Origin of the sequence: Vibrio sp. 10N.286.49.B3 (assembly GCF_002873395.1) — a bacterium.
GTDB lineage: Bacteria > Pseudomonadota > Gammaproteobacteria > Enterobacterales > Vibrionaceae > Vibrio.
In genome coordinates this window covers 1-21,208 of record NZ_MCUV01000024.1, presented here as the reverse complement: position 1 = coordinate 21,208, position 21,208 = coordinate 1, and the positions used below count along the sequence as shown (strand labels likewise).

Below are 21,208 nucleotides of genomic sequence, written 5' to 3'. Positions count from 1 at the left end.
TAGAATGACATTATATAAACAACTTGCCATTGGCATGATAGCGGTATTTTTAATGCTGATGACGTCAGTATTTTTTATCGAACTCACTACAACCCGTCATTTTTTAAAGCAGCAGCAAGAGTCTGAAGTTAGTAATACGATTAATACTGTCGGTTTAGCGCTTGCTCCTTACTTAAAAGATGATGACACTGTTGCTGTTGAATCGGTTATAAATGCATTATTCGATGGAAGTTCATACTCTGTTGTGCGACTCGTTTTCTTAGATAACAATGAAGAAATAGTGCGTAACTATCCTATCCAACCAAATAATGTGCCTTCATGGTTCACTGATATTAATTTATTCAGTCCTATTCATGATAAACGCGTAGTAACGAGCGGTTGGCTTCAGTTGGCTGAAATTGAAATCGTTAGCCATACCGGTTCCGCTTACCAACAAATGTGGTTTTCATTTACTAATTTACTCAGTTTATTTAGTGGCATCTTTATTATCGGCATTCTTGCCATTGGGCTTATTCTAAAACGCGCATTACATCCGCTGACTTTAATTGTCAAAAAAATGGAACAAATTGCTGATAACCAATTTGATGAGCCCCTTAAGCCACCAAAAACCAAAGATCTGATTGCTGTTGTTAATGGTATCAACACAATGTCCGCTCAAGTTGAGTTGTCTTTTAAAGAGCAAGCTCAAGAAGCTCAACTATTAAGAACTAGAGCTTATGTGGATCCAGTATCTCAACTTGGTAATCGTGCTTTCTACTTAGCTCAACTAAACCAATGGCTCAATGAGTCTGCGATTGGTGGTGTAGCGGTTTTACAAGCTCAATACATTAGTGATGAGTATACTGAAAAAGGCTATGAGTGTGGTGACAGAGCAATTCAAGAACTTGCTAGCCAACTTAAAAGCTCTATCTCGTCTCCTGGGCTTACTATTGCCCGAATATCTTCTTATGAGTTTGCTTTCATCCTGCCAAATATCAATGAAAGCGAAATAAAATTGATTGCAGAAAATATCATAGCAAGTACCAAAGCAATCAATATTGACCCAACAGGAATGGCGAAAGAAAATATCTCTCTTGGGGTTATCTCTAACAAACAATATAAGGATAGTAGTGATATTTTAGCACTTGTTGATAACTCTTTAGCTTCAGCAAAAGCGGCTCCAGAACTCGAATTCAGCTTTATCAGTGGTGAAGAGGAACATATAACGTTAGGTAAACAGCAGTGGAAGTCACTTGTTGAAGAGGCCATTAGTAATGAATGGGTTAACTTCAGATACCAAATAGCCAATGATAAGCAAGGTAATATATTTCACAGTGAGGTTTTTTCATCGATTGACAATGGTAATGAAAAATTCAGTGCTAACCAATATCTCTTTGCACTTGAGCAGCTAAACAGTACAGATATCTTCGATCAATTTGTAATAGAAACTATCATACAAAAAATAAGTCATGGTGACATTAGTCAACCAATTGCGATTAATATTTCTTCGACCAGTGTATCGCAACCAAGTTTCATTCGATGGTTAGAAAAAACGCTTACTAAAAATGCGAAGGCTGCTTCTTTACTTCATTTTGAAATCCCTGAAAACAGCTTTATTCAAGACCCTCATTATTGTGCCCTTTTATGTAATGCGATTCGCTTAACCAAAGCTAAATTTGGTGTTGACGGTTATGGTCGAGATTTAAAATCTCTTGATTATATCAGTGAATTTAGACCGCACTACGTGAAGCTAGATTACTTCTTTAGCCATAATATTGAAGATGAACAACATCAGTTTACTCTCAGCTCTATTTGTCGTACCGCCCACAACTTAGGCATAGTAACGATAGCATCTCGAATAGAAACACAAGAGCAGTTAGATGTTCTAGCTGAGAATTTTGTCGAAGTATTCCAAGGCTTCATTGTTGATAAATAGAAAGGAATCATCTTAATGCAAGATCCACTACTTAATTCCTTAATCTATGTTAGCCGGTATTATGGATTAGCGAATTCACCACAGGCATTGATTAACGGACTACCACTATCGGAAGGGAAACTTACCCCCTTTCTATTTCCTCGCTCAGCAGAAAGAGCAGGGCTAGTTGCAAAAGAAAAAAGGGCGGAGTTATCCAAGATTCCTGAATTAATACTGCCAGCAGTTTTACTTCTCAAGGGAGCAGATGCTTGTGTATTAAATAGTATTAATTTCGACAAACAAGAAGCAGAAATCATTACTGAAGAGAGCGGTTTAGTTCCAATTATTTTACCTTTAAAAGAGCTTGAAGAACTTTACGCAGGTCGATACTTCTTAGTCAAAAAACAATTTCGTTACGATGAACGCTCTCCCGAAGTTTTAAAGACTAATGATGGTCATTGGTTCTGGAGCACAATCTGGCAATCAAAAAAAATCTACCGTGATGTTTTAATTGCATCGGTCCTCATCAATCTTTTTGCTATTGCAGCACCTATGTTTACTCGTCTCGTTTACGATAAGGTGGTGCCGAATTTAGCTTTCGAAACGCTATGGGTTCTAGCCAGTGGTATTTTTGTTGTCTTTGTTTTTGATTTTCTACTCAAGATACTGCGAAGTTATTTTATCGATATTGCTGGAAAAAAATCGGATATTTTACTTTCTTCAAAGCTATTTAGTAAAGTGCTTGGCATTCGTATGGAATCGAAACCACAATCTGTTGGTGCTTTTGCTCGACACTTGCAAGAGTTTGAATCAATAAGAGAGTTCTTTACTTCAGCAACCATCAGTTCTTTAATTGATCTCCCCTTTGCTATTTTATTTCTAGTGATTATTTGGCTGATGGCAGGACCATTAGTTTGGGTGCCTATTGCTGGTGTTGTTATCTTAATTATTCACTCATTGCTTATTCAAGCTCCTTTGCGACGAGCGATTGAAGAAGGCTCTCGTTTAGCCTCGCAAAAATACGCAAACTTAATCGAAAGCTTAGCAGGCTTAGAGTCCGTAAAACTCTTTGGTGCTCAAAGTCAGTTTCAATTCCGTTGGGAAGAAGCTGTTGCTCATATGGCAAACTGGAATATAAAAAGCCGTCGTATTACAGATAGCATTCAAAGTTCAGCAAGCTTTGTTCAACAAAGTTGTAATGTGGGTATGATTATTCTAGGTGTCTACTTGATTGCAAATGGTGACTTAACGATGGGTGGTTTGATTGCTGCAACGATGTTGAGTGGACGAGCGATAGGACCAATGGTTCAATTATCATTGTTGTCATCACGATACAATCAAGCTAAATCATCGATGACAATCATTGAACAAGTGATGGCAATGCCTGATGAACAAGAGGTTGGTAAACGCTATATTCATCGTCCTATCATTCAAGGTAAGATTGAACTAGATAATGTTTCTTTCCATTACCCAGATTCACCAATGGCCTCAATTCGTAACTTAAGTATCACTATCAATCCAGGTGAAAAAGTTGCAATCATAGGTAGAATTGGCTCAGGTAAAACAACTCTTGAACGTCTCATTATGGGCTTATATCAGCCTACAGAGGGGCATGTACGTATTGATGATACCGATATTCAACAATTACATCACGTCGATATACGACGCAATATAGGCTGTGTACCACAGGATAGTAACTTATTCTTTGGTTCAATTAGAGACAATATCACTTTAGGCCGCCCACTCAGTGATGATAGAGATGTGATGGATGCTGCGAATAGAGCGGGAGTGACCGCTTTTACTCAGCAAGATCCTGCTGGTCTTGAACGTCAAGTAGGTGAAGGCGGAGGCATGCTATCTGGTGGGCAACGTCAAGCGATTGCCATTGCTCGTGCTTTTCTTGGTCGCCCTCCAGTGCTCCTACTAGATGAACCAACTAGTGCGATGGATAATCGCTCTGAGATGCTAATTAAACATCAGCTCGCACATTTAACAGAGAGCGAAACGCTTATCTTAATTACACATAAAACATCTATGCTAGATATAGCTGATCGTATTATTGTAATGGAGAAAGGTTCTATTATTGCGGATGGACCAAAGGAGCAGGTGCTCGCTGATCTTAAAAAAGGAAAAGTAAGAACGGTTAGCTAATTTTAAAGACATTCCTTTAATTTGCCTATTATTGCTTGTGAATAATAGGCATTTTTTTATGCGCTAATATCTTCATTTGATAGTAATGACTCACAAAGTATCTCGTATTGGTTAAAGGAAAATATACTTGGACCATGTATTCTTTTTGTCACAATCTTCTCATTACCAAATTGAATCGTAACCCTTGTATAAACTTTACTTTTCACTTCGATAGTACAATCTTTAAAGCAAGATTCAAATTGACTATTAAGTTGTTCAATACCATTTTTGATTTTTTTTAGCTGCTGATTGTTCTCTTCTTTTCTATTTTTAATCAGCATTTCTTCATCTGAACCTCTTTCTGATTTCGGCTTTTTCTGAAAAGAAATTTGAGCCCTAACCACTTCCATCGTTTGCTCTTGAGCTACTCTATACAAATCATTATATTTGGTCATTCTATCTTTAAATGCATCGTAACGAGCAAAGGCATGAACTTTAGTTAATGTGTCACCTTCAACACCAAGTTCAACACAATGAACTCGACGGCCAACTTTAACAGTTCCACCACTCAAGGTGCCATTTTCTTGGGATTTATCGATAACCAACAAATCTTGTCCACATTGAATTTTGTTATTTAAACTGTATACAGACAAATGAATACTCTCACCAGCTTGCAACTCTGAGTATTGAGCATAATTAGCCGAAATATTGCCATTACTTTTTACGCGGCATGTATATGTTTCTTCGTCAGTTACGATATGCCCTATAATCCCTTTTGCAACGCTAATATCACCTTGAGCTTGCACATCAGCAGATTCAATAAAACCACCCACTGTAATAGATTCAGTGGCTTTAACCACCATACCGGCTTCAATATTGCCCTGAACAACGATGTGACCTTTAAATTTAATATGCCCTGTATCTATTCCAACGTTTTTCAAACAAAGTGTATTTTCAACGGCAACACCCCGTTCGGATATAATTGGCATCCCAGAGTGAGTAGCAATTAATAGATTACTATCCTGTGAGCTAACCTTACTGCCAACAACAAGTTTAAAATCTAAGTACTCCCCCTCTTTAGGTAGAAGTTTTTCGCCTTTGACGGTGAAGCCAGGTTCGCCATTTGTAGGAGGAATTCGCTTCATTAATTCATTACCTACTCCTACAGTGATTGTTTTTCCAAAATCTTTTAAATCAATTTTATTTAAATCTGAGCTTGAAGCTTTAGGTGCTAAGACTTGTTTTCTTACATCTTTAATTAGTGGCTGGAACTGCGCATTTTTTCCATTAACGGGAAATAGACCTTTTGCTATTGGCTGAATAAATTGCTCACCTGAAGATAGTGTATGACTCATATGAAGCACTTTTTTTAGCGCCTGTTTATTTATTCCTTTTATGATTCCAGCATCTTTTAACTGCTTAATTATATCCTGACTACTAACACCCTGCCCTCTATAACTCCCAGCAACGATCATATTAGCAAGCATACAATCATCAGCAATATTGATCGTAATAGTTGCATCTACTGAATAAGCAATTTTGAAGGCTCTATTTTCTGTGTCATGATTTTCTTTCGCTAGACCTATAAATTGATTTACAACTTCCAAGTCTAAATATAGATCGCTGCAACCAAGTATGCCTAATTGTGTATGAAGTTCTTCTAATTCAAAACTCACAGATGAGTCTACTACTACATTGTCTGGCACCTTTGCCATTACTGTATTTTCATCACTCATATAAACAAAGTTGTCCCACATATAAGATTATCCATGTCCTTATTATATGAAACCATACTATCTAGATTTTGTGAAAAAAAAATGTCTTTGCTACATTTTTCAGGACTCCATCACGAACAATTTACAGTGTAAATTGGCTGAAATTTAAATTTCCACTGAAAGTGTAAAGCTGTAATTTACACTGTAAATCGACTGAGTAATCGCAAAGTTGATTTACGTAGTTCCGACTCAAATTCTTTTCTTCCTGCCATTTTGAAATATTCAATACATACAGATGGAGAGTGCTGTAATAAAAAATACTTCAAAAGTAAGTCATCTACACCATCTAAGTTTGAGAGTTCTGATAAAGCTGAATAAATAACATAAGAAACACTATTAGCCCCACTACCACCACGCCCATAAAGATCAAGCAATCGTCTGTGTATATTCAGAACATCTGGTTGCGAAACTAATAATGGCGTAGTTAGCAAGCCTTTAATTAGCACCAAATCCAAATCTGAAAAAGTACTAGATAAAAGAAATGTGAACTGCTTTCTAAACTGTCTATGCCCATCAAAAATCCAATGCTTTGATGCAACCTGTAAAGACTTACACACAACCAATGAATGACACCCACTGGCTTGATCTCTAGTTGAGCCAAGTCGAATACTTTGATATCCATTATTACGCCAGAAAGAAACTAACTCTGCCGTAGCAGCGAAGCTCGAACCTATATAGTCATACTTGTTTTCAAGTGACTCTTCTAGCCAGTTCAATACTGCAGAGCCAACACCTAAACCTTGCATATTAGGCGAGACAGCTATCCTCATTATTCGACAACAACGTTGAGTCGCTGCCTGAGAAACGGCAAGGTGATTAGCAATAGAAAGAGGGATCATGTGCCCTTTTGGTCGCCGTAATCCAAGTTGAACTTGCTCGATAAGGTCAGTTTTAAGATTGCCTTCAGATACCACTAATACACATGTCAAACATTTGCCATCAACTATCCAGGCAAATAAATCACTATTATCGTCTTTTAAAAGTTGGAATAAATCATTAGGTGTTGTCTGATAATGTGCATGTACTAATAAAGCAAAGCACTGGGAAAGTAACTTTGCATTAGTTAATAGATTCTTTTTATCAAGCTTAATTAAAGGTGAAGCAGAAGGAATGATTAAGTTTGATGGTTCGAAAGACTCTATGCTGGAGTCGAGAAGAAAAGACTTAAATAACCATAACTCTAATGGATCATTTTCTTGCCAACGAATAGGTTGATTTAAATGATAACCTTTCCACCCCGGTCTATGTGCATTAAGCCAAGCTTGGAATTTAATACTAAAGCCTCTACCACAACCTTCATAACCATGGATAGTGGTAGAAAAAACCATACGATGATAAACCTCTAGCATTGAGGTTAGCATCGGCAATGGAATGGCTGCTGCTTCATCAACAAGAAGTAGATCTGCATCAGGTAATGAACGTAATAGTTCATCCGGAGAAATAAACTGTATTCTAGAACCCGAAGCTAACTCTATATGATATTTTGAAGATGATAATATATCGTCAACGCCCTTTAATACATATGAAAAAATGGGCTCGACCGCTTTAATGCTCGGTGCAGTAACGATAATATTAACCGCTTTATCTCTCGTCATTAGATTAGCTGAAGCCATGCCTAAAGCTGAACTTTTTCCACGACCTCGATCTGCTGTAATAACAAGAGGTCTTTTTCTTCGACCAGATAAAAGCTTTTCGACTAAAGAAATAGTATGCTGCTGCTGATGATAAATAATCGTCGAATTTGGAATACTCGGTAAAGTATTTGTATCAATGACTGGCAGAGCTTGATTTTGCTTAATGACATATAGTTGCTCAAAGGCATTATTTAGCCAAATATTATCTGGCGTATTAAGTCTATTCTCACAGTCGATAATAAAGAGTAAACCACCGCCAGTAATGGAACCTAGCGCCGCACTAAAACTATTTGCATCAAACTCGATACCATTTTTTATCTCATTGTCTTGAGGAGTAAAGTCACAAACTAAATGTGCACACTCTCGCCCTAATAATTGCTGCCCTTTTTTAAAGCTTAAACTAGTGAAATTATCTAATAGAAGGTTTGGGCATTGACGAGTTAATGGTACCCCACCCAATTGGACAATAGCTGTATCAGACTTTAAAGAAAGGTAACAACTGATAAGATCCAGTTGCCAGGTTTTCTCTCCTTTTAAAACAACCCCAAAGCGAATATGATATTTTTTGGCTGTTGCCAATAATTCTAATAAAAAATTGCATTCTGCTTTCATAAATATACCTTAATAATCTCTGCGTTAATGTTAACACAAGACAAAAAAAAAGCCGCCCAAGGCGACTTTTTGTAACGGTAACTTATTAGCTTAATTTTGATTTAATAAATTCTAAAATCTCATCAACTGTCGCATCATCAACTTTTTTCAAAGTCAGTGATAAGTTATTGCCCTTTCTATTATAGTTTGCACGACCTTTAATAAGATCTTGCTTCGTTATTTTAGGCACAACTTTTTGTGGCGCAAGATCGGTAATCCAACCTTCAATTGACTCTGAGACATCCTTTGTTAAACGAGCTACACCATGTGCACTGCTACGCTGCCATAACGAATTCGCTTCAACATTACATTTCTTAATAAGTTGATCTTGATTCGCTTTATCTAACTCATTAAATTGCTTATGTAACTTCACTATAGTTGGGCGACCTAAATCACTTACATTTGGGTATGCCTGCAATAACTCTAATGGTAATGCTGCTGCCTTCAATGCACCACTAACTAATGCTTCGCTACACTGAAACATTTTAGCTAATGATTTTTGGTCAACCGCTTCGCTACTATCTAGCTTAGCTTGCATTTCTTTGCCTTTTTCATATAAAGAAAGCGGCTTATGTGCGTTTGCTACATCAGATAAAAACTTGGCATGTTCACTATTAATGTTATCAGCAACATAAATCAAAAAATCTTTTTCAGCTAAAATACAAGACATACGACGGCGACTACCATCTAATACTTCTATTTTACCATCTTGTGTTTTACGTCCAACAGCTGGGTACTGTTGCCCACGTTCACGTAGAGTGACTAATACATCTGCAAGAGCATGTTCATTTAAGAATGATTGCTCACGTGCATTTTGGGCAAAAACAAGCGTCTTATCTTCGACTTGATTTGCTGGTATTTTTACTAATTCAAAAGAAACAAGGTCTTCACCAGCAACAGCAAGCTCTATCACTTGTGCTTGTTCTTTCGCTGCCGTCTGTGCTTCTTGAGGTGTCGCAACACGGCGTTTGTTTGTTTTACCAAAAAGTTTTGCGTTAAGTTCAGATGTTTTTAAAGCCATTGCTTATTCTCCCTGATTTAGTGATGACCAATGACTGTGAAGCACTCGTTCGAGCTCCAAAGCACCTTTTTGAACAGCATCTTGCGCTGTTGCTAATGTTTTTTTACCACCTTCAAAATCACCAACGGTTAAATCAAAAACAGTACTGTAAGTATCAGCACAGGTTTCAAATGCTCGGCTACGTGGAATGGTTGCCATCGTAACTTGATCACCTAATAAATAATTCATTTCCGTTAATACTGATACTTGTTTTTTATTATCATCTTCAAACATCGTAGGCATAAGACGAACAAATTCTAAACCATTCCAGTCATCGGGGAACATTTCATAAACGGTTGGCAAGTGTTGGAAAAAGTTAACGGTTGACGCCCAATCTAAACGCTTTGCAGCACAAGGGATTAATAATGCATTCGAAGCGTACATAGCATTCCACACTAATGGGTCAACGTGAGGGCCAGTATCTATCATGATAATATCGAAATCATCTGCCATTTTATCAATTAGCTTTTCTTTTAATAAACAAACAATATCGAGAGATTGGTTTTGAGAAAGATGTTGCCAGGCTTCGGCATTAAACATTGCATCTTCAGGGAATGCAGAAATTGTTTTTAAATTAGGGTATTGAGTCGGTAATAATACATTCTTACGTAAGAACTCAGCATCTACTTCCTCATTTTCAGGCACATTATCTAGCATAATATCAACCGCAGAGTAGATATTCTGATGCTCTGAGACACTGATTTGAGGGTTTAGAAAAAGTCGTAATGAGCCTTGAGGATCTAAATCGATTAAACAAATACGATAACGTTTATCGAGATTCAATGATAGGCAAGCCGCTAAATGAACCGCAGTCATCGATTTTCCAGTACCGCCTTTTTGGTTCTGAACATTTATAACCCAAGGTTTATTATCACCATTCTTTTTACGTTCATGAAATTTATCAACACCAGCAGCATCCATAAGCATATGTGCTTCTTGAAGAGAAATAGAATAATGATTTGCATTGTTTTTAGTAAACTGATGACCTTCTGACTCTAACTTAGTAATCGCATCATCTAATTTTCTTCGAGTTAAGCCAGAACGTGTTTCCATCAAAGCTTTAGACATTGGTGGAAAGTGGTCATCATTTCGCTCTTCTAAAATAATTTCTATTCGATCAGCCTGTACCTGCTTAGTTAATTCAGCGAGGTTGTTGAGGTGCTCAATCGTTTGTTCTCTTTTCATTGGACAATTCCATGATTGAATGTTTAAACATAATGTACAACAAATAGTATCATTACCACAAAAAAGGTGCACGTACATTTAATGATTAAAATCACAAACTTTAGAAGAAAAATCAATTTAACTTGTACTCAACAAAATTAAATTATTTTTCCTTTTATCTATGACAGGAGGTATATATCTAAAAGAAATTAAATGTTACCTTGTCACTTATTTACACTGTAAAACCATCCTCGGAACGATAAATAGAACCTATAGAATACGGAGGTTGTTATTTTGAATACAAAACATCAAAATCAACCTAAAATCGATATAAAAAGTGATATTTCAGGATGAATTTTCTATAAAATATAAATCTAAATTGAAAATTTTATTATCAACACCCCATTAACTAGAAGCATGATCAAGGATCCTCATATTATCATAAATAAATATAAGGCAATTAACGGAAGAATGATCAAGATGGCTCAATTAACAACAAGCTCAAAAGGAAAGTATAAATTACAGATCTTTTTATGGATCAATGATCAAGAAAGAAAGCTCAATGGAAGCATAATTTTCACTTGGTAAGTTACGGCTAAGTGCTGATGGAATAAGGTTTGATGAGAAAATTAGCAATGAAAAGCATAAAAATACGAATAACACGCTATAAAGAGTTGCTTTCATGATCATGCTTCCGATAATGACGAGTAATTTGAACCGTGCCTGTTAGCATTACTCGTAAAAGACTAAAAACTTATTAAAAGCAATTTAGAAATCAAAAACTAAAATGAACAACCATGATCATAGTTCCAGAGGTAAAACAGACTAAATTAGGTCATCAATCTATATCAAATTTATAAAAATCAGCAGCAAATTAGCAATCAACGCTTTTTAACTGTGGATAACTTGTTATTCAATGATGATCATTGTTCCATAAAGCCCTTGATCATAGATTGGTAATTACATTGATCATGCTTTTGCCTGTTGATGATCATAGATCCGATCGCCTTTTGATCATACTTCCTTACTGTATATGATCATAGTTCCGTAAGTCTGGGATGGAAAACACTTTAATTACAGTAGCTTATCCTAAGATTTCTTCTCGGATCATTAGATCACTATATCAATTAGATCATATTAAACAGTAAGATCAGTTTTTAAAAAGAATAATTTTTTTCTTTATTTATGATCTTATTTTCTTTATTCTATTCGGAAATACTGCGAAATTACGGCTAATGTGAACTGGAAAGATAATGTCATCAAATGAAAAAAAACTAATTAAGTTCCCAAGAACACACAAAGATGGTCATTTATTTGAAGTATCTGAAACAGCCGTAGATTGGATAGAGCAATATCAACACTTCAAAGGAGTGACAAAAAGCATTGTTGAACTCCTTAACCTAATCTCTTTGCAAGGTTTTTCTAGTAAAGACGGATATGTATCAACAACTGATATTGTTGCTGCAACCGATGGGCAATTAACGCGAGCTGCTTTACAACAACGATTACGTGCAGCGGTAAATATTGGACTCTTTACTCAAATTCCTGTTCGATTCGAGGAAGGATTAGCAGGTAAAACGATGCTACACCGCTTCGTTAACCCTAATAAACTCATTTCTGCACTTGGTGCTACGAGTTTAGTAACAGAAACGGTTAAGCAAAATGAAAAGCAAAAAAGATCAAAAGCACTCGCTCAAACTCAAGTTAACAAACGCCTTTTAAATGAGCATGGTTTAAATATTCCGCCAAGCATGAAAGATGAAGCTGATCAATTTATAGTATCACCAACTAACTGGGCTGGGATTATAGATCAAGCATTAGCACCACCAAGAACAAGAAAAAACTACCAAAAATCAATGGTTTCAATTTCAGGCACCCGTGCTGTGATTGAAACAAGATCATCTAAAAACATTATGACAGTTGATGATCTAATGACGCTTTTTGCTTTGTTTACATTAACAGTTCAATACCATGATCATCATCAAGATCATTATCAACTAGATGCTAAGCAAGCCCCGAACAAAACCCCTCTTTACATCACAGATATATTATCTTTGCGTGGTAAAAAAGATAGTGGTCCAGCAAGAGACTCTATTCGAGATAGTATTGATCGTATTGAATTTACTGACTTTCAACTACATGAGTTAACAGGTCGATGGTTAAGTGAAAACATGCCAGAAGGCTTTAAAAGTGATCGATTCCGTTTTATTGCTCGAACGATTACGGCCTCTGAAGAAGCTCCAACTGAAGGTGCTGATGGTGAAATTCGTATTAAGCCAAATTTATATATATTGGTTTGGGAACCATCATTCTATGAAGAGCTACTAACGCGTGATTATTTTTTCCTTTTTCCCCCAGAAATATTACGCCAGCATACTCTAGTGTTCCAGTTATACTCATATTTTAGAACTCGTATGGCACGTAGACACAGTGATAGCATGTTACTTAGTGAGTTAAATCAAAAGCTTGCTAGAAATATAGAATGGCGACGATTCTCTATGGATCTAATACGTGAATTAAAGCGTTTATCTAAAGGGAAAGGTGATGATTCAATGTTTATCGTTAACTTGTGGGGTTACCATTTAACGCTTACAGCCCTTGTTGAAAAGGGTAAAAATGTCGATTATCAAGTCGATATTCGCTGTGATGTCGATGAAGTATTGCGCTACTCACGTGCTAGAACAACGAATGCTGGCAAACGAAATATGGCACCAACCTTGCCAAACCCACTACGCAATGAAATGGTATCAAAACAGAAATTAGCTGAGTTATCTGCAATTATTGACGGTGAGTTTGAGCCAATTCAACGCAAAGCGCCTTCGCCAAAAGGTAAACTTGGTCGACGTGTTAAACAGAGAAAACATCTAGTCGAGATAAATGCTGACGAAATTACTATTACATTATCTAAATATACCTCACCAGAAGCTCTAGAACGCAGCATAATGGCACTTTCTGCGATGACTGGTCACTCACCATCATCAATACGTGAAGAGTGCATAGAGTTGATGGACAAGCTTGATTGGTTAAAAGTGGGGGAGCAAGTTATCCCTTATGAAACACTAAGTAAGTTAATAGAACTTTATAATAATCAGAATGAGTCAAAACACCTTTCTATTGAGAGATTAATCTCAGGTCTTGCTGTACGTAAGAAAGTTTGCAAGCAGATTTTTGATGGACATCTAGATGAAATGGTATTTCGAGCTTTGGATGAAGTAGCAATTGGTATTTAGAGTCATATATCACTCTAAACTTAATATTAACGAGCTTTTATGGCTCGTTTTTTATGGCAGTAACTTTACGAATTGATGTGTCTATAACTATATTTTTACTATCTTGCTTTTTAATCTGACTAATATGATGGAGTAAAATCTTAGCTTCATCGATAGAATAGATTTTGAAAGTGTGAGGTAACACGCATGCGCTTTTAAGTAGGTTAACTTGCCAACATTACTGTTTCTTTTACCCGTTCGCAAAGGATAAATAAGGCTATTTTTTATCTCATATTCATTGCGCAAAGGAGGTCACATTTCTCGATGATTTGTCTTAACAACTTTAAACCAGTTTGTTACTGATTAACTGTCCGCTACATGGTGTCTTTGGAGGAAAAATATGTCTATCAATTCTATCAACCATGATGAAATGACCGGTATAGCAAATAAATGGGATCTCACGGACGAGACCACTGCAGCATCAGATAAACAAGTTAAATCGGCTGAAGCGCGTAGACGAATCGAAGCATTAAAAGAGATTCGTGAAAGTGGTTTAACTCTAGAAGAGGCTCGGGAGTTAGGTTTACTTCATTGATATTGCATAAACGAGTTATTATTCTTTTTAAGGGGAGCGTCATGCTGCCCTTTTTTTCTGCTCTATGGTATATTCCGCTCCACTAGTATTACTTTCAGGGCTATCAAATGTCGGTAAATTTGTCTTTACTCCCATCCGATGAAAAAAACAGAATCGAATTGGATAAGCAGGCATCTTTTTTAGTTTGGAAACTTAAGCATGCTAAAAGTGGTCCTGAAGCGATCGTTGAGCAATCTCGTAAAATTGTTGATGAACAGCAAAAAGAGTGGTTTCAACAATCGATTGAAAAATACAAGCGAGTAATGGGCGTCGCATAGCGAAACGCTGCTATTTTCTCGAAAACCGGAAATTGAATCGTTCCGGCTTTTTGCTAAAATCTGCCCTGTTAAATTGAATCAGAGAGAATGTCCCGATGGGAAGAAGTTTTGAAGTGCGTAAAGCCTCAATGGCAAAAACGCAAGGCGCAAAAATCAAAGTATATTCTAAATACGGTAAAGAAATTTACATGTGTGCTAAAAATGGTAGCCCAGATCCAGACATGAATTTATCGCTAAAGCACCTTATTGCTAAAGCGAAAAAAGATCAGGTACCAGCTCACGTTATTGATAAAGCTTTAGATAAAGCTATGGGTGGCGGTGGTGAAGATTACCAAGTCGCTCGTTATGAAGGTTTTGCACCTGGTGGCGCAAGTGTTATTGTTGACTGTCTAACAGATAACGGAAACCGTACTTTCCAAGATGTACGTCAAGCTTTTGTAAAGACTGGTGCTAAAATTGGTAGCCCAGGTACAACCGCTCACATGTTCGATCATCAGGCTGTTTTTCAATTTAAAGGTACAGATGAAGAAGCGGTACTTGAAGCGCTAATGATGCAGGATGTTGATGTATCTGATATTGAGCTTGAAGATGGCGTTATTACTGTTTTTGCACCAAATACTGAGTTCTTTAAAGTAAAAACAGCGCTTGAAGCTGAGTACCCAGAACTGACGATTGATGTAGAAGAGATTACTTTTGTACCACAAGCGACATCACCAATTGTTGGAGAAGATGCTGAGAAATTCCAAAAATTCTTAGATCTTCTTGATGACTGTGATGATGTTCAGCAGGTTTATCATAACGCTGAACTTTAAGTCTTAGACTCAATTTTATTATGCTAAAGCCGGACCTTGTGTTCGGTTTTTTTATACATTAATTTACGTTTATTATAGTTTTACAAGGATTTTGATATGAACAAGATAGCTTTCATTACTGGTGCTACATCAGGGTTTGGTCGTGCTGCTGCACATCGTTTTGCAAAAGATGGATGGTCTTTAGTTTTATCTGGTCGTCGTATAGAGCGGCTTACTGCATTAAAAGAAGAGTTAAATGTTCCTGTTCATATCATTCAATTAGACGTTAGAGATGCAGAAGCGGTGCGAGAAGCCGTTAATACGCTACCCATTGATTTTTCATCAGTCACGACTTTGATTAATAATGCCGGTTTAGCTCTTGCGCCACAGGGGGCGCCAAGTGTTGATTTGAAAGATTGGCATACAATGATTGACACTAATATTACTGGCTTAGTTAATGTGACTCATGCCCTACTACCTATCCTGATAAAAACAGGAGCAGGGGCTAGTATTATTAACATCGGCTCAATCGCTGGTGAATGGCCGTATCCTGGTGGTCATGTATATGGTGCAAGTAAAGCATTTGTTAAACAATTTAGCTTCAATTTGCGCTGTGATCTCCAAGGTACGGGGGTGAGAGTTACCGATCTCGCTCCTGGTATGGCAGAAACCGAGTTTACTCTAGTTCGAACTAAAGGGGACCAAGAGGCGTCAGATAATCTATACCGTGGTACAACACCATTAAGTGCAGAAGATATTGCTGAGAATATGTTTTATATCGCGACGCTACCTGATCATATCAATATTAACCGTCTTGAGGTTATGCCGACTCGTCAAGCGTGGTCGGCATTTGCCATCGATAGAGATTAATACAGAATAAATTTCGTTCCGTAAGACCTTATATGCTATAATTCGCGACCCAATCTGTACTGACAGCTTAAACGTAGGTAATTTTTATGAGTGGTAAAAACGAAATACAAGAAATCACTAATCGTGTAGACAAGTGTAAACACAAACTTGCAGCGGCTAAAGCTCGTGAAGATCGTCCTGTTGTGCGTCAGTTTGAAGAAGAAATTAGAAAGCATACAAAGAAAATTGCTCAGTTAAAGCACAAGCAAAGCTTTGATTTAAATACTGAACGTAAGAGTTTATTAGCGATGCCTTTTAAGCGTGAAATTACCAAGTCTGAACAAGCGGACATGGGCAAACTTAAGAAGTCAGTGAAAGGTCTTATCGTTGTTCATCCAATGACGAAGATTGGTAAAGAACTCGGTTTAAAAGTGATGACAGGTTATGCACCTAAATCATTTTAAATCTAACTAAAGATATAAAAAAGGAGCTTAATAGCTCCTTTTTTGTTTTTAACTATCAGCATGGTAGTTACTTAATAGCTCTTTAATAGAGGGTTGTTTTTATACAATACTTCACATGATGAAGTACTTACGATGTATCTATTTTTTTACATCTCTGCAAAGGATACCGATTTAAGGTAAAAATTTAATTATAGACTAATCTCATTAAGGAAGATGAGTGATCAATCAAAAGAGGTTATATGAACAATTTAATTTCAGTAGGGCCACTAGAATCTTTCTTAATAGCAATAAGTGTCTTGTTTTTAGGTCACTTTATCAATGTAAAAGTGCCAGCTCTAAGGCGATATAATATACCCGAACCGATCGTGGGTGGTTTAATCATCGCATGTATTATCACACTTATGCACTTCAATGGCATTGACCTTGAATTCTCTCTACCGATGCAAAATACTTTTATGTTAATGTTTTTTGCAACAGTAGGTCTAGCGGCTAACTACACTCAACTAATGAAAGGGGGAGCAAAGGTCTTTCTTTTCTTAGGTATCGCATCTATTTATATCATTATTCAAAATGGTGTTGGTGTATCACTCGCTACAGCAATGGGCTTAGATCCTTTAATGGGTTTGATAGCCGGTTCTATCACACTATCTGGTGGACATGGGACAGGTGCTGCTTGGGCTCAGACATTTACTGATAGCTATGGTATACAAAATACATTAGAAATTGCGATGGCATCAGCAACGTTTGGTTTAATTATCGGTGGTATTATTGGTAGCCCTGTGGCTCAAAAAATCATTGATAAAAATCAGCTTGAGTCAGACTATGGCTCAGGTACACAAACCCATGAACGCTTCCCTGAACTTGTTACATATAATGAATATGAAGAAGATAAAGTTACCGCTAAGAAGGTAATTGAAGTTTTATTTATTTTGCTTATTTGTGTTACAGGGGCAAAGTATCTTGAAGCTTGGGTTAGTACACTTGATATTAAATGGCTAATGATTCCAGACTTCGTATATGCACTGTTTATTGGTGTATTTATTACTAACGTAATGGAAGTGACAAAAGTACATAAAATTGATACAGAGACAGTAGATATTTTGGGTACGGTTTCATTATCTTTGTTCTTAGCTATGGCACTTATGAGTCTAAAGTTGTGGAATATTTTTGATTTAGCTATTCCATTTTTAATCATACTAGCAATTCAAGCTTGTGTTTTAGGTATCTTTGCATACTTTGTTACTTTTAAAGTGATGGGTAAAAACTATGATGCTGCAGTTATCGCTGGTGGGCATTGTGGTTTTGGTCTTGGTGCAACGCCAACGGCAGTAATGAATATGGGCTCATTAGTTAATCGTTACGGTCCATCACCACAAGCATTTATGGTTGTTCCTATTGTAGGTGCGTTCTTTATTGATATTGTTAACTTAATTATTCTTCAAGGCTATATTTCGTTCATCGGATAGTCCACCTTCCTCCTCATTGCATAAAGTATCTATTCTTAGTTACTTTATGCAAATAATACCCTATTCATACCTTTCTTGTTTCAAATCCATTACCTATCCTTAACACTATAGATTAAATTTTTTAATTGATAATTTTAACTTATCTTGTTGTTTTTTTATGATCTAACAGGTGTTTGTTTTCGTAAGTAAAGTTATCAGAATCAAAATTATTAGTGATGCTATTCATACGCAGGGAGAAGCAAGAGCATGCAAGTATTTAACTTATTAGCGCAATCTTCAGGATCAATATCTATCAACCGAGATGGAGTTATTCAAATTGTTGATGAAACTGCGCTCCAACCTGGTGATATTATTATTAAAATCATTGGCGAAGGTGAAGGTACTGATAATTCGGCCGAGAAAATCAACGTTGCTCTTGCTGGTAGTGATGCTACGACATCGGATCTCCCTGATGTTGCGAGAATTATAGAACAAATTGAAAGTGGAGATGATCCCACTTTAGATGATGAGCAGGCTACCGCTGCTGGCGTTGATATTCTAAGTTCTAGTATTGAAAATAATAATCAGATTACAGCGACCCAAATAGAAAAACTTGCCGCTACATTTTTTGAGACTTCAGCTTCTGCAGAATCAACTATCACTGAACCTCAAAGTGTCAGTTTAGCGACACTTTTGTTGAGAAATGGTGACCCAACGTTAACTGAAAATATACCGGCAGAAATCGGTGGTATTGATTCGGGTGCCGTGACCGAAGATGAAACTTCTCCTACCTTAACCGACAGTGGTCAGTTAACCATTACGGATGCCGATGGCGCGCTACAGGAATCCTTTGATCCAACTAGTGTTGTACCTGCCGTTGATGCACTAGGGACTCTCACGTTAACTGAAGACGGTGCTTGGACGTATGACGTTGATAATGCGGATGTTCAGTATTTAGCGGAAGGTGAGACCAAAGATGAAGTGTTCACCATCACTTCTGCAGATGGTACTGAGCATACCATTACCGTGACGATCACGGGTGTTAATGATGCCGCAATCATCTCCGGCGATGCGGTTGGTGAGGTCGTTGAAGATGAATCGACCCCGAGCTTAACGGACAATGGTCAGTTGACCATTACGGACGCCGATGGTGTGCTGCAAGAAGTATTTGATCCAACTAGCGTTGTTCCTGCCGCTGATGTATTAGGGACTCTGACGTTAACCAAAGAGGGCGCTTGGACGTATAACGTTGATAATGCCGATGTTCAGTATTTAGATGAAGGTGAGACCAAAGACGAAGAGTTCACCATCACTTCGCAAGATGGGACTGAACATACCATTACTGTGAGCATTACCGGGGTTAATGATGCTGCTGAGATCAGCGGTATTGATACGGGTGCGGTGACCGAAGATGATGATTCACCGACCTTAAGCAGCAACGGTCAGTTGACCATTACTGACGCCGATGGCGCGCTACAAGAATCCTTCGATCCAACCAGTGTTGTTCCTGCCGTTGATGCATTAGGGACCCTGACGTTAACCGAAGACGGAGCGTGGGACTACAGTGTCATTAACTCGGAAGTTCAATATTTAGATGAAGGCGAGATGAAAGACGAAGTGTTCACCATCACTTCGCAAGACGGTACGGAACATACCATTACCGTGACGATCACCGGTGTTAATGATGCCGCTGAGATCAGCGGTATTGATACGGGTGCGGTGACTGAAGATGAAACTTCTCCGACTCTAACTGACAATGGTCAGTTAACCATTACGGATGCCGATGGTGTGCTGCAAGAAGTATTTGATCCAAACAGCGTGGTTCCTGCTGTTGATGCATTAGGATCTCTGACGTTAACCGAAGAAGGCGCTTGGACGTATAACGTTGATAATGCGGATGTTCAATATTTAGATGAAGGTGAAACCAAAGACGAACTGTTCACTATCACTTCGCAAGATGGTACCGAACATACCATTACCGTGACGATCACGGGGGTTAATGATGCCGCAATCATCTCCGGCGATGCGGTTGGTGAAGTAGTGGAAGATGAGACATCTCCGACCTTAACCGACAGTGGTCAGTTAACCATTACCGACGCGGATGGTGTGCTGCAAGAAGTGTTCGTTCCAAGCAGTGTCGTTCCTGCCACTGGCGTGCTAGGCAGTCTTACATTATCTGAAGACGGCGCTTGGACGTACAACGTTGATAATGCCGATGTTCAGTATTTAGATGAAGGTGAAACCAAAGACGAAGTATTCACTATTACTTCGCAAGACGGTACGGAACATACCATTACCGTGACGGTCACGGGTGTTAATGATGCCGCAATCATCTCCGGCGATGCGGTTGGTGAAGTTGTTGAAGATGAATCGACTCCGACCTTAACGGACAATGGTCAGTTGACCATTACAGACGCCGATGGTGTCCAGCAAGAAGTGTTCGTTTCAAGCAGCGTAGTACCTGCCGCTGATGTATTAGGATCTCTGACGTTAACCGAAGACGGGGCGTGGGATTACAGTGTCATTAACTCAGATGTGCAGTATTTAGATGAAGGCGAGACCAAAGACGAAGTGTTCACTATCACTTCGCAAGATGGTACTGAACATATAATTACCGTGACCATTACTGGTGTTAATGATGCTGCTGAAATCGGCGGTATTGATACGGGTGCCGTGACCGAGGATGAGACTTCTCCTGTCTTAACTGACAACGGTCAGTTAACCATTACGGATGCCGATGGCGCGCTACAGGAATCCTTTGATCCAAGCAGCGTAGTACCTGCCGCAGATGCACTAGGTAGTCTCACGTTAACTGAAGATGGCGCTTGGACGTATAACGTTGATAATGCCGATGTTCAATATTTAGATGAAGGCGAGACCAAAGACGAAGTGTTCACCATCACTTCGCAAGACGGTACTGAACATATAATTACCGTGACCATTACTGGGGTTAATGATGCCGCAATCATCTCCGGTAATGCGGTTGGTGAAGTCGTTGAAGATGAATCGACCCCGACCTTAACCGACAATGGTCAGTTGACCATTACGGACGCCGATGGTGTCCTGCAAGAAGTGTTCGTTCCAAGCAGTGTCGTTCCTGCCACTGGCGTGCTAGGCAGTCTTACATTAACGGAAGACGGTGCTTGGACGTATAACGTTGATAACGCGGAAGTTCAGTATCTAGATGAAGGTGAAACTAAAGACGAACTGTTCACTATCACTTCGCAAGA

Annotated in this window: 15 protein-coding genes; 10 read left to right on the top strand and 5 right to left on the bottom strand. The window is 38.1% G+C overall.

Features of this window, described 5'->3' with window-relative positions; all coding sequences use genetic code 11:
• Positions 1 to 4 precede the first annotated feature (4 nt).
• Both BCU68_RS08740 and BCU68_RS08735 read left to right on the top strand, forming a co-directional pair.
• Positions 5 to 1,915: an EAL domain-containing protein gene (locus tag BCU68_RS08740; RefSeq protein ID WP_102564393.1), complete on the top strand. Its 1,911-nt coding sequence runs from the start codon at positions 5 to 7 to the stop codon at positions 1,913 to 1,915.
• Between the two features lie 15 nt (positions 1,916 to 1,930).
• Positions 1,931 to 4,045: a type I secretion system permease/ATPase gene (locus BCU68_RS08735; protein ID WP_102564392.1), complete on the top strand. Its 2,115-nt coding sequence runs from the start codon at positions 1,931 to 1,933 to the stop codon at positions 4,043 to 4,045.
• Positions 4,046 to 4,101: 56 nt separating this feature from the next.
• Here the strand turns inward: BCU68_RS08735 and BCU68_RS08730 are convergent, their stop codons facing one another.
• From BCU68_RS08730 to BCU68_RS16950, 5 genes are all read right to left on the bottom strand, one after another.
• On the bottom strand, positions 4,102 to 5,760 hold the full coding sequence (locus BCU68_RS08730) for a FapA family protein (RefSeq protein ID WP_241901320.1): 1,659 nt from the start codon (positions 5,758 to 5,760) through the stop codon (positions 4,102 to 4,104).
• 176 nt (positions 5,761 to 5,936) lie between these two features.
• Positions 5,937 to 8,045 carry a GNAT family N-acetyltransferase gene (locus BCU68_RS08725; protein ID WP_102564390.1) on the bottom strand — a complete coding sequence of 703 codons (2,109 nt, stop codon included), beginning with the start codon at positions 8,043 to 8,045 and terminating at the stop codon, positions 5,937 to 5,939.
• A gap of 85 nt (positions 8,046 to 8,130) precedes the next feature.
• Complete coding sequence (locus BCU68_RS08720; protein WP_102564389.1) at positions 8,131 to 9,105, bottom strand: ParB/RepB/Spo0J family partition protein; 975 nt, start codon at positions 9,103 to 9,105, stop codon at positions 8,131 to 8,133.
• A gap of 3 nt (positions 9,106 to 9,108) precedes the next feature.
• The gene (locus tag BCU68_RS08715) at positions 9,109 to 10,329 is read right to left on the bottom strand and encodes a ParA family protein (protein ID WP_102564388.1); all 1,221 of its coding nucleotides are present in this window, start codon (positions 10,327 to 10,329) and stop codon (positions 9,109 to 9,111) included.
• A gap of 510 nt (positions 10,330 to 10,839) precedes the next feature.
• On the bottom strand, positions 10,840 to 10,992 hold the full coding sequence (locus BCU68_RS16950; protein ID WP_157935188.1) for a hypothetical protein: 153 nt from the start codon (positions 10,990 to 10,992) through the stop codon (positions 10,840 to 10,842).
• Positions 10,993 to 11,561: 569 nt separating this feature from the next.
• Here BCU68_RS16950 and BCU68_RS08710 point away from each other — a divergent pair.
• The 8 genes from BCU68_RS08710 to BCU68_RS08675 all read left to right on the top strand — a co-directional run.
• Positions 11,562 to 13,538: a replication initiator protein RctB domain-containing protein gene (locus BCU68_RS08710; protein ID WP_102564387.1), complete on the top strand. Its 1,977-nt coding sequence runs from the start codon at positions 11,562 to 11,564 to the stop codon at positions 13,536 to 13,538.
• Between the two features lie 379 nt (positions 13,539 to 13,917).
• Positions 13,918 to 14,112: a hypothetical protein gene (locus BCU68_RS08705; protein ID WP_102564386.1), complete on the top strand. Its 195-nt coding sequence runs from the start codon at positions 13,918 to 13,920 to the stop codon at positions 14,110 to 14,112.
• Positions 14,113 to 14,219: 107 nt separating this feature from the next.
• Entirely contained in the window at positions 14,220 to 14,429 is a 210-nt protein-coding gene (locus tag BCU68_RS08700) for a DUF3283 family protein (protein ID WP_102564385.1), read from the top strand.
• Positions 14,430 to 14,524: 95 nt separating this feature from the next.
• Positions 14,525 to 15,241: a YebC/PmpR family DNA-binding transcriptional regulator gene (locus BCU68_RS08695; protein ID WP_102564384.1), complete on the top strand. Its 717-nt coding sequence runs from the start codon at positions 14,525 to 14,527 to the stop codon at positions 15,239 to 15,241.
• 96 nt (positions 15,242 to 15,337) lie between these two features.
• Positions 15,338 to 16,090, top strand: coding sequence for an SDR family NAD(P)-dependent oxidoreductase (locus BCU68_RS08690; RefSeq protein ID WP_102564383.1), 753 nt, complete (start codon positions 15,338 to 15,340; stop codon positions 16,088 to 16,090).
• Between the two features lie 86 nt (positions 16,091 to 16,176).
• Positions 16,177 to 16,533, top strand: coding sequence for a YibL family ribosome-associated protein (locus tag BCU68_RS08685; RefSeq protein ID WP_102564382.1), 357 nt, complete (start codon positions 16,177 to 16,179; stop codon positions 16,531 to 16,533).
• 239 nt (positions 16,534 to 16,772) lie between these two features.
• Positions 16,773 to 17,999 (top strand): sodium/glutamate symporter, encoded by a 1,227-nt coding sequence (gltS, locus tag BCU68_RS08680; protein ID WP_102564381.1) that lies wholly within the window; start codon positions 16,773 to 16,775, stop codon positions 17,997 to 17,999.
• A gap of 246 nt (positions 18,000 to 18,245) precedes the next feature.
• Positions 18,246 to 21,208, top strand: a 2,963-nt coding sequence (locus BCU68_RS08675) for a VCBS domain-containing protein (protein ID WP_198591709.1), incomplete at its 3' end; no start/stop codon positions are given.

Coding starts and splice junctions, on each gene's coding strand:
- BCU68_RS08720 (WP_102564389.1), bottom strand. CDS start 9,105: ATGGCTTTAAAAACATCTGAACTTAACGCAAAACTTTTTGGTAAAACA.
- BCU68_RS08710 (WP_102564387.1), top strand. CDS start 11,562: ATGTCATCAAATGAAAAAAAACTAATTAAGTTCCCAAGAACACACAAA.
- BCU68_RS08730 (WP_241901320.1), bottom strand. CDS start 5,760: ATGAGTGATGAAAATACAGTAATGGCAAAGGTGCCAGACAATGTAGTA.
- BCU68_RS16950 (WP_157935188.1), bottom strand. CDS start 10,992: ATGAAAGCAACTCTTTATAGCGTGTTATTCGTATTTTTATGCTTTTCA.
- BCU68_RS08695 (WP_102564384.1), top strand. CDS start 14,525: ATGGGAAGAAGTTTTGAAGTGCGTAAAGCCTCAATGGCAAAAACGCAA.
- BCU68_RS08715 (WP_102564388.1), bottom strand. CDS start 10,329: ATGAAAAGAGAACAAACGATTGAGCACCTCAACAACCTCGCTGAATTA.
- BCU68_RS08735 (WP_102564392.1), top strand. CDS start 1,931: ATGCAAGATCCACTACTTAATTCCTTAATCTATGTTAGCCGGTATTAT.
- BCU68_RS08690 (WP_102564383.1), top strand. CDS start 15,338: ATGAACAAGATAGCTTTCATTACTGGTGCTACATCAGGGTTTGGTCGT.
- BCU68_RS08685 (WP_102564382.1), top strand. CDS start 16,177: ATGAGTGGTAAAAACGAAATACAAGAAATCACTAATCGTGTAGACAAG.
- BCU68_RS08700 (WP_102564385.1), top strand. CDS start 14,220: ATGTCGGTAAATTTGTCTTTACTCCCATCCGATGAAAAAAACAGAATC.
- BCU68_RS08705 (WP_102564386.1), top strand. CDS start 13,918: ATGTCTATCAATTCTATCAACCATGATGAAATGACCGGTATAGCAAAT.
- gltS (WP_102564381.1), top strand. CDS start 16,773: ATGAACAATTTAATTTCAGTAGGGCCACTAGAATCTTTCTTAATAGCA.
- BCU68_RS08740 (WP_102564393.1), top strand. CDS start 5: ATGACATTATATAAACAACTTGCCATTGGCATGATAGCGGTATTTTTA.
- BCU68_RS08725 (WP_102564390.1), bottom strand. CDS start 8,045: ATGAAAGCAGAATGCAATTTTTTATTAGAATTATTGGCAACAGCCAAA.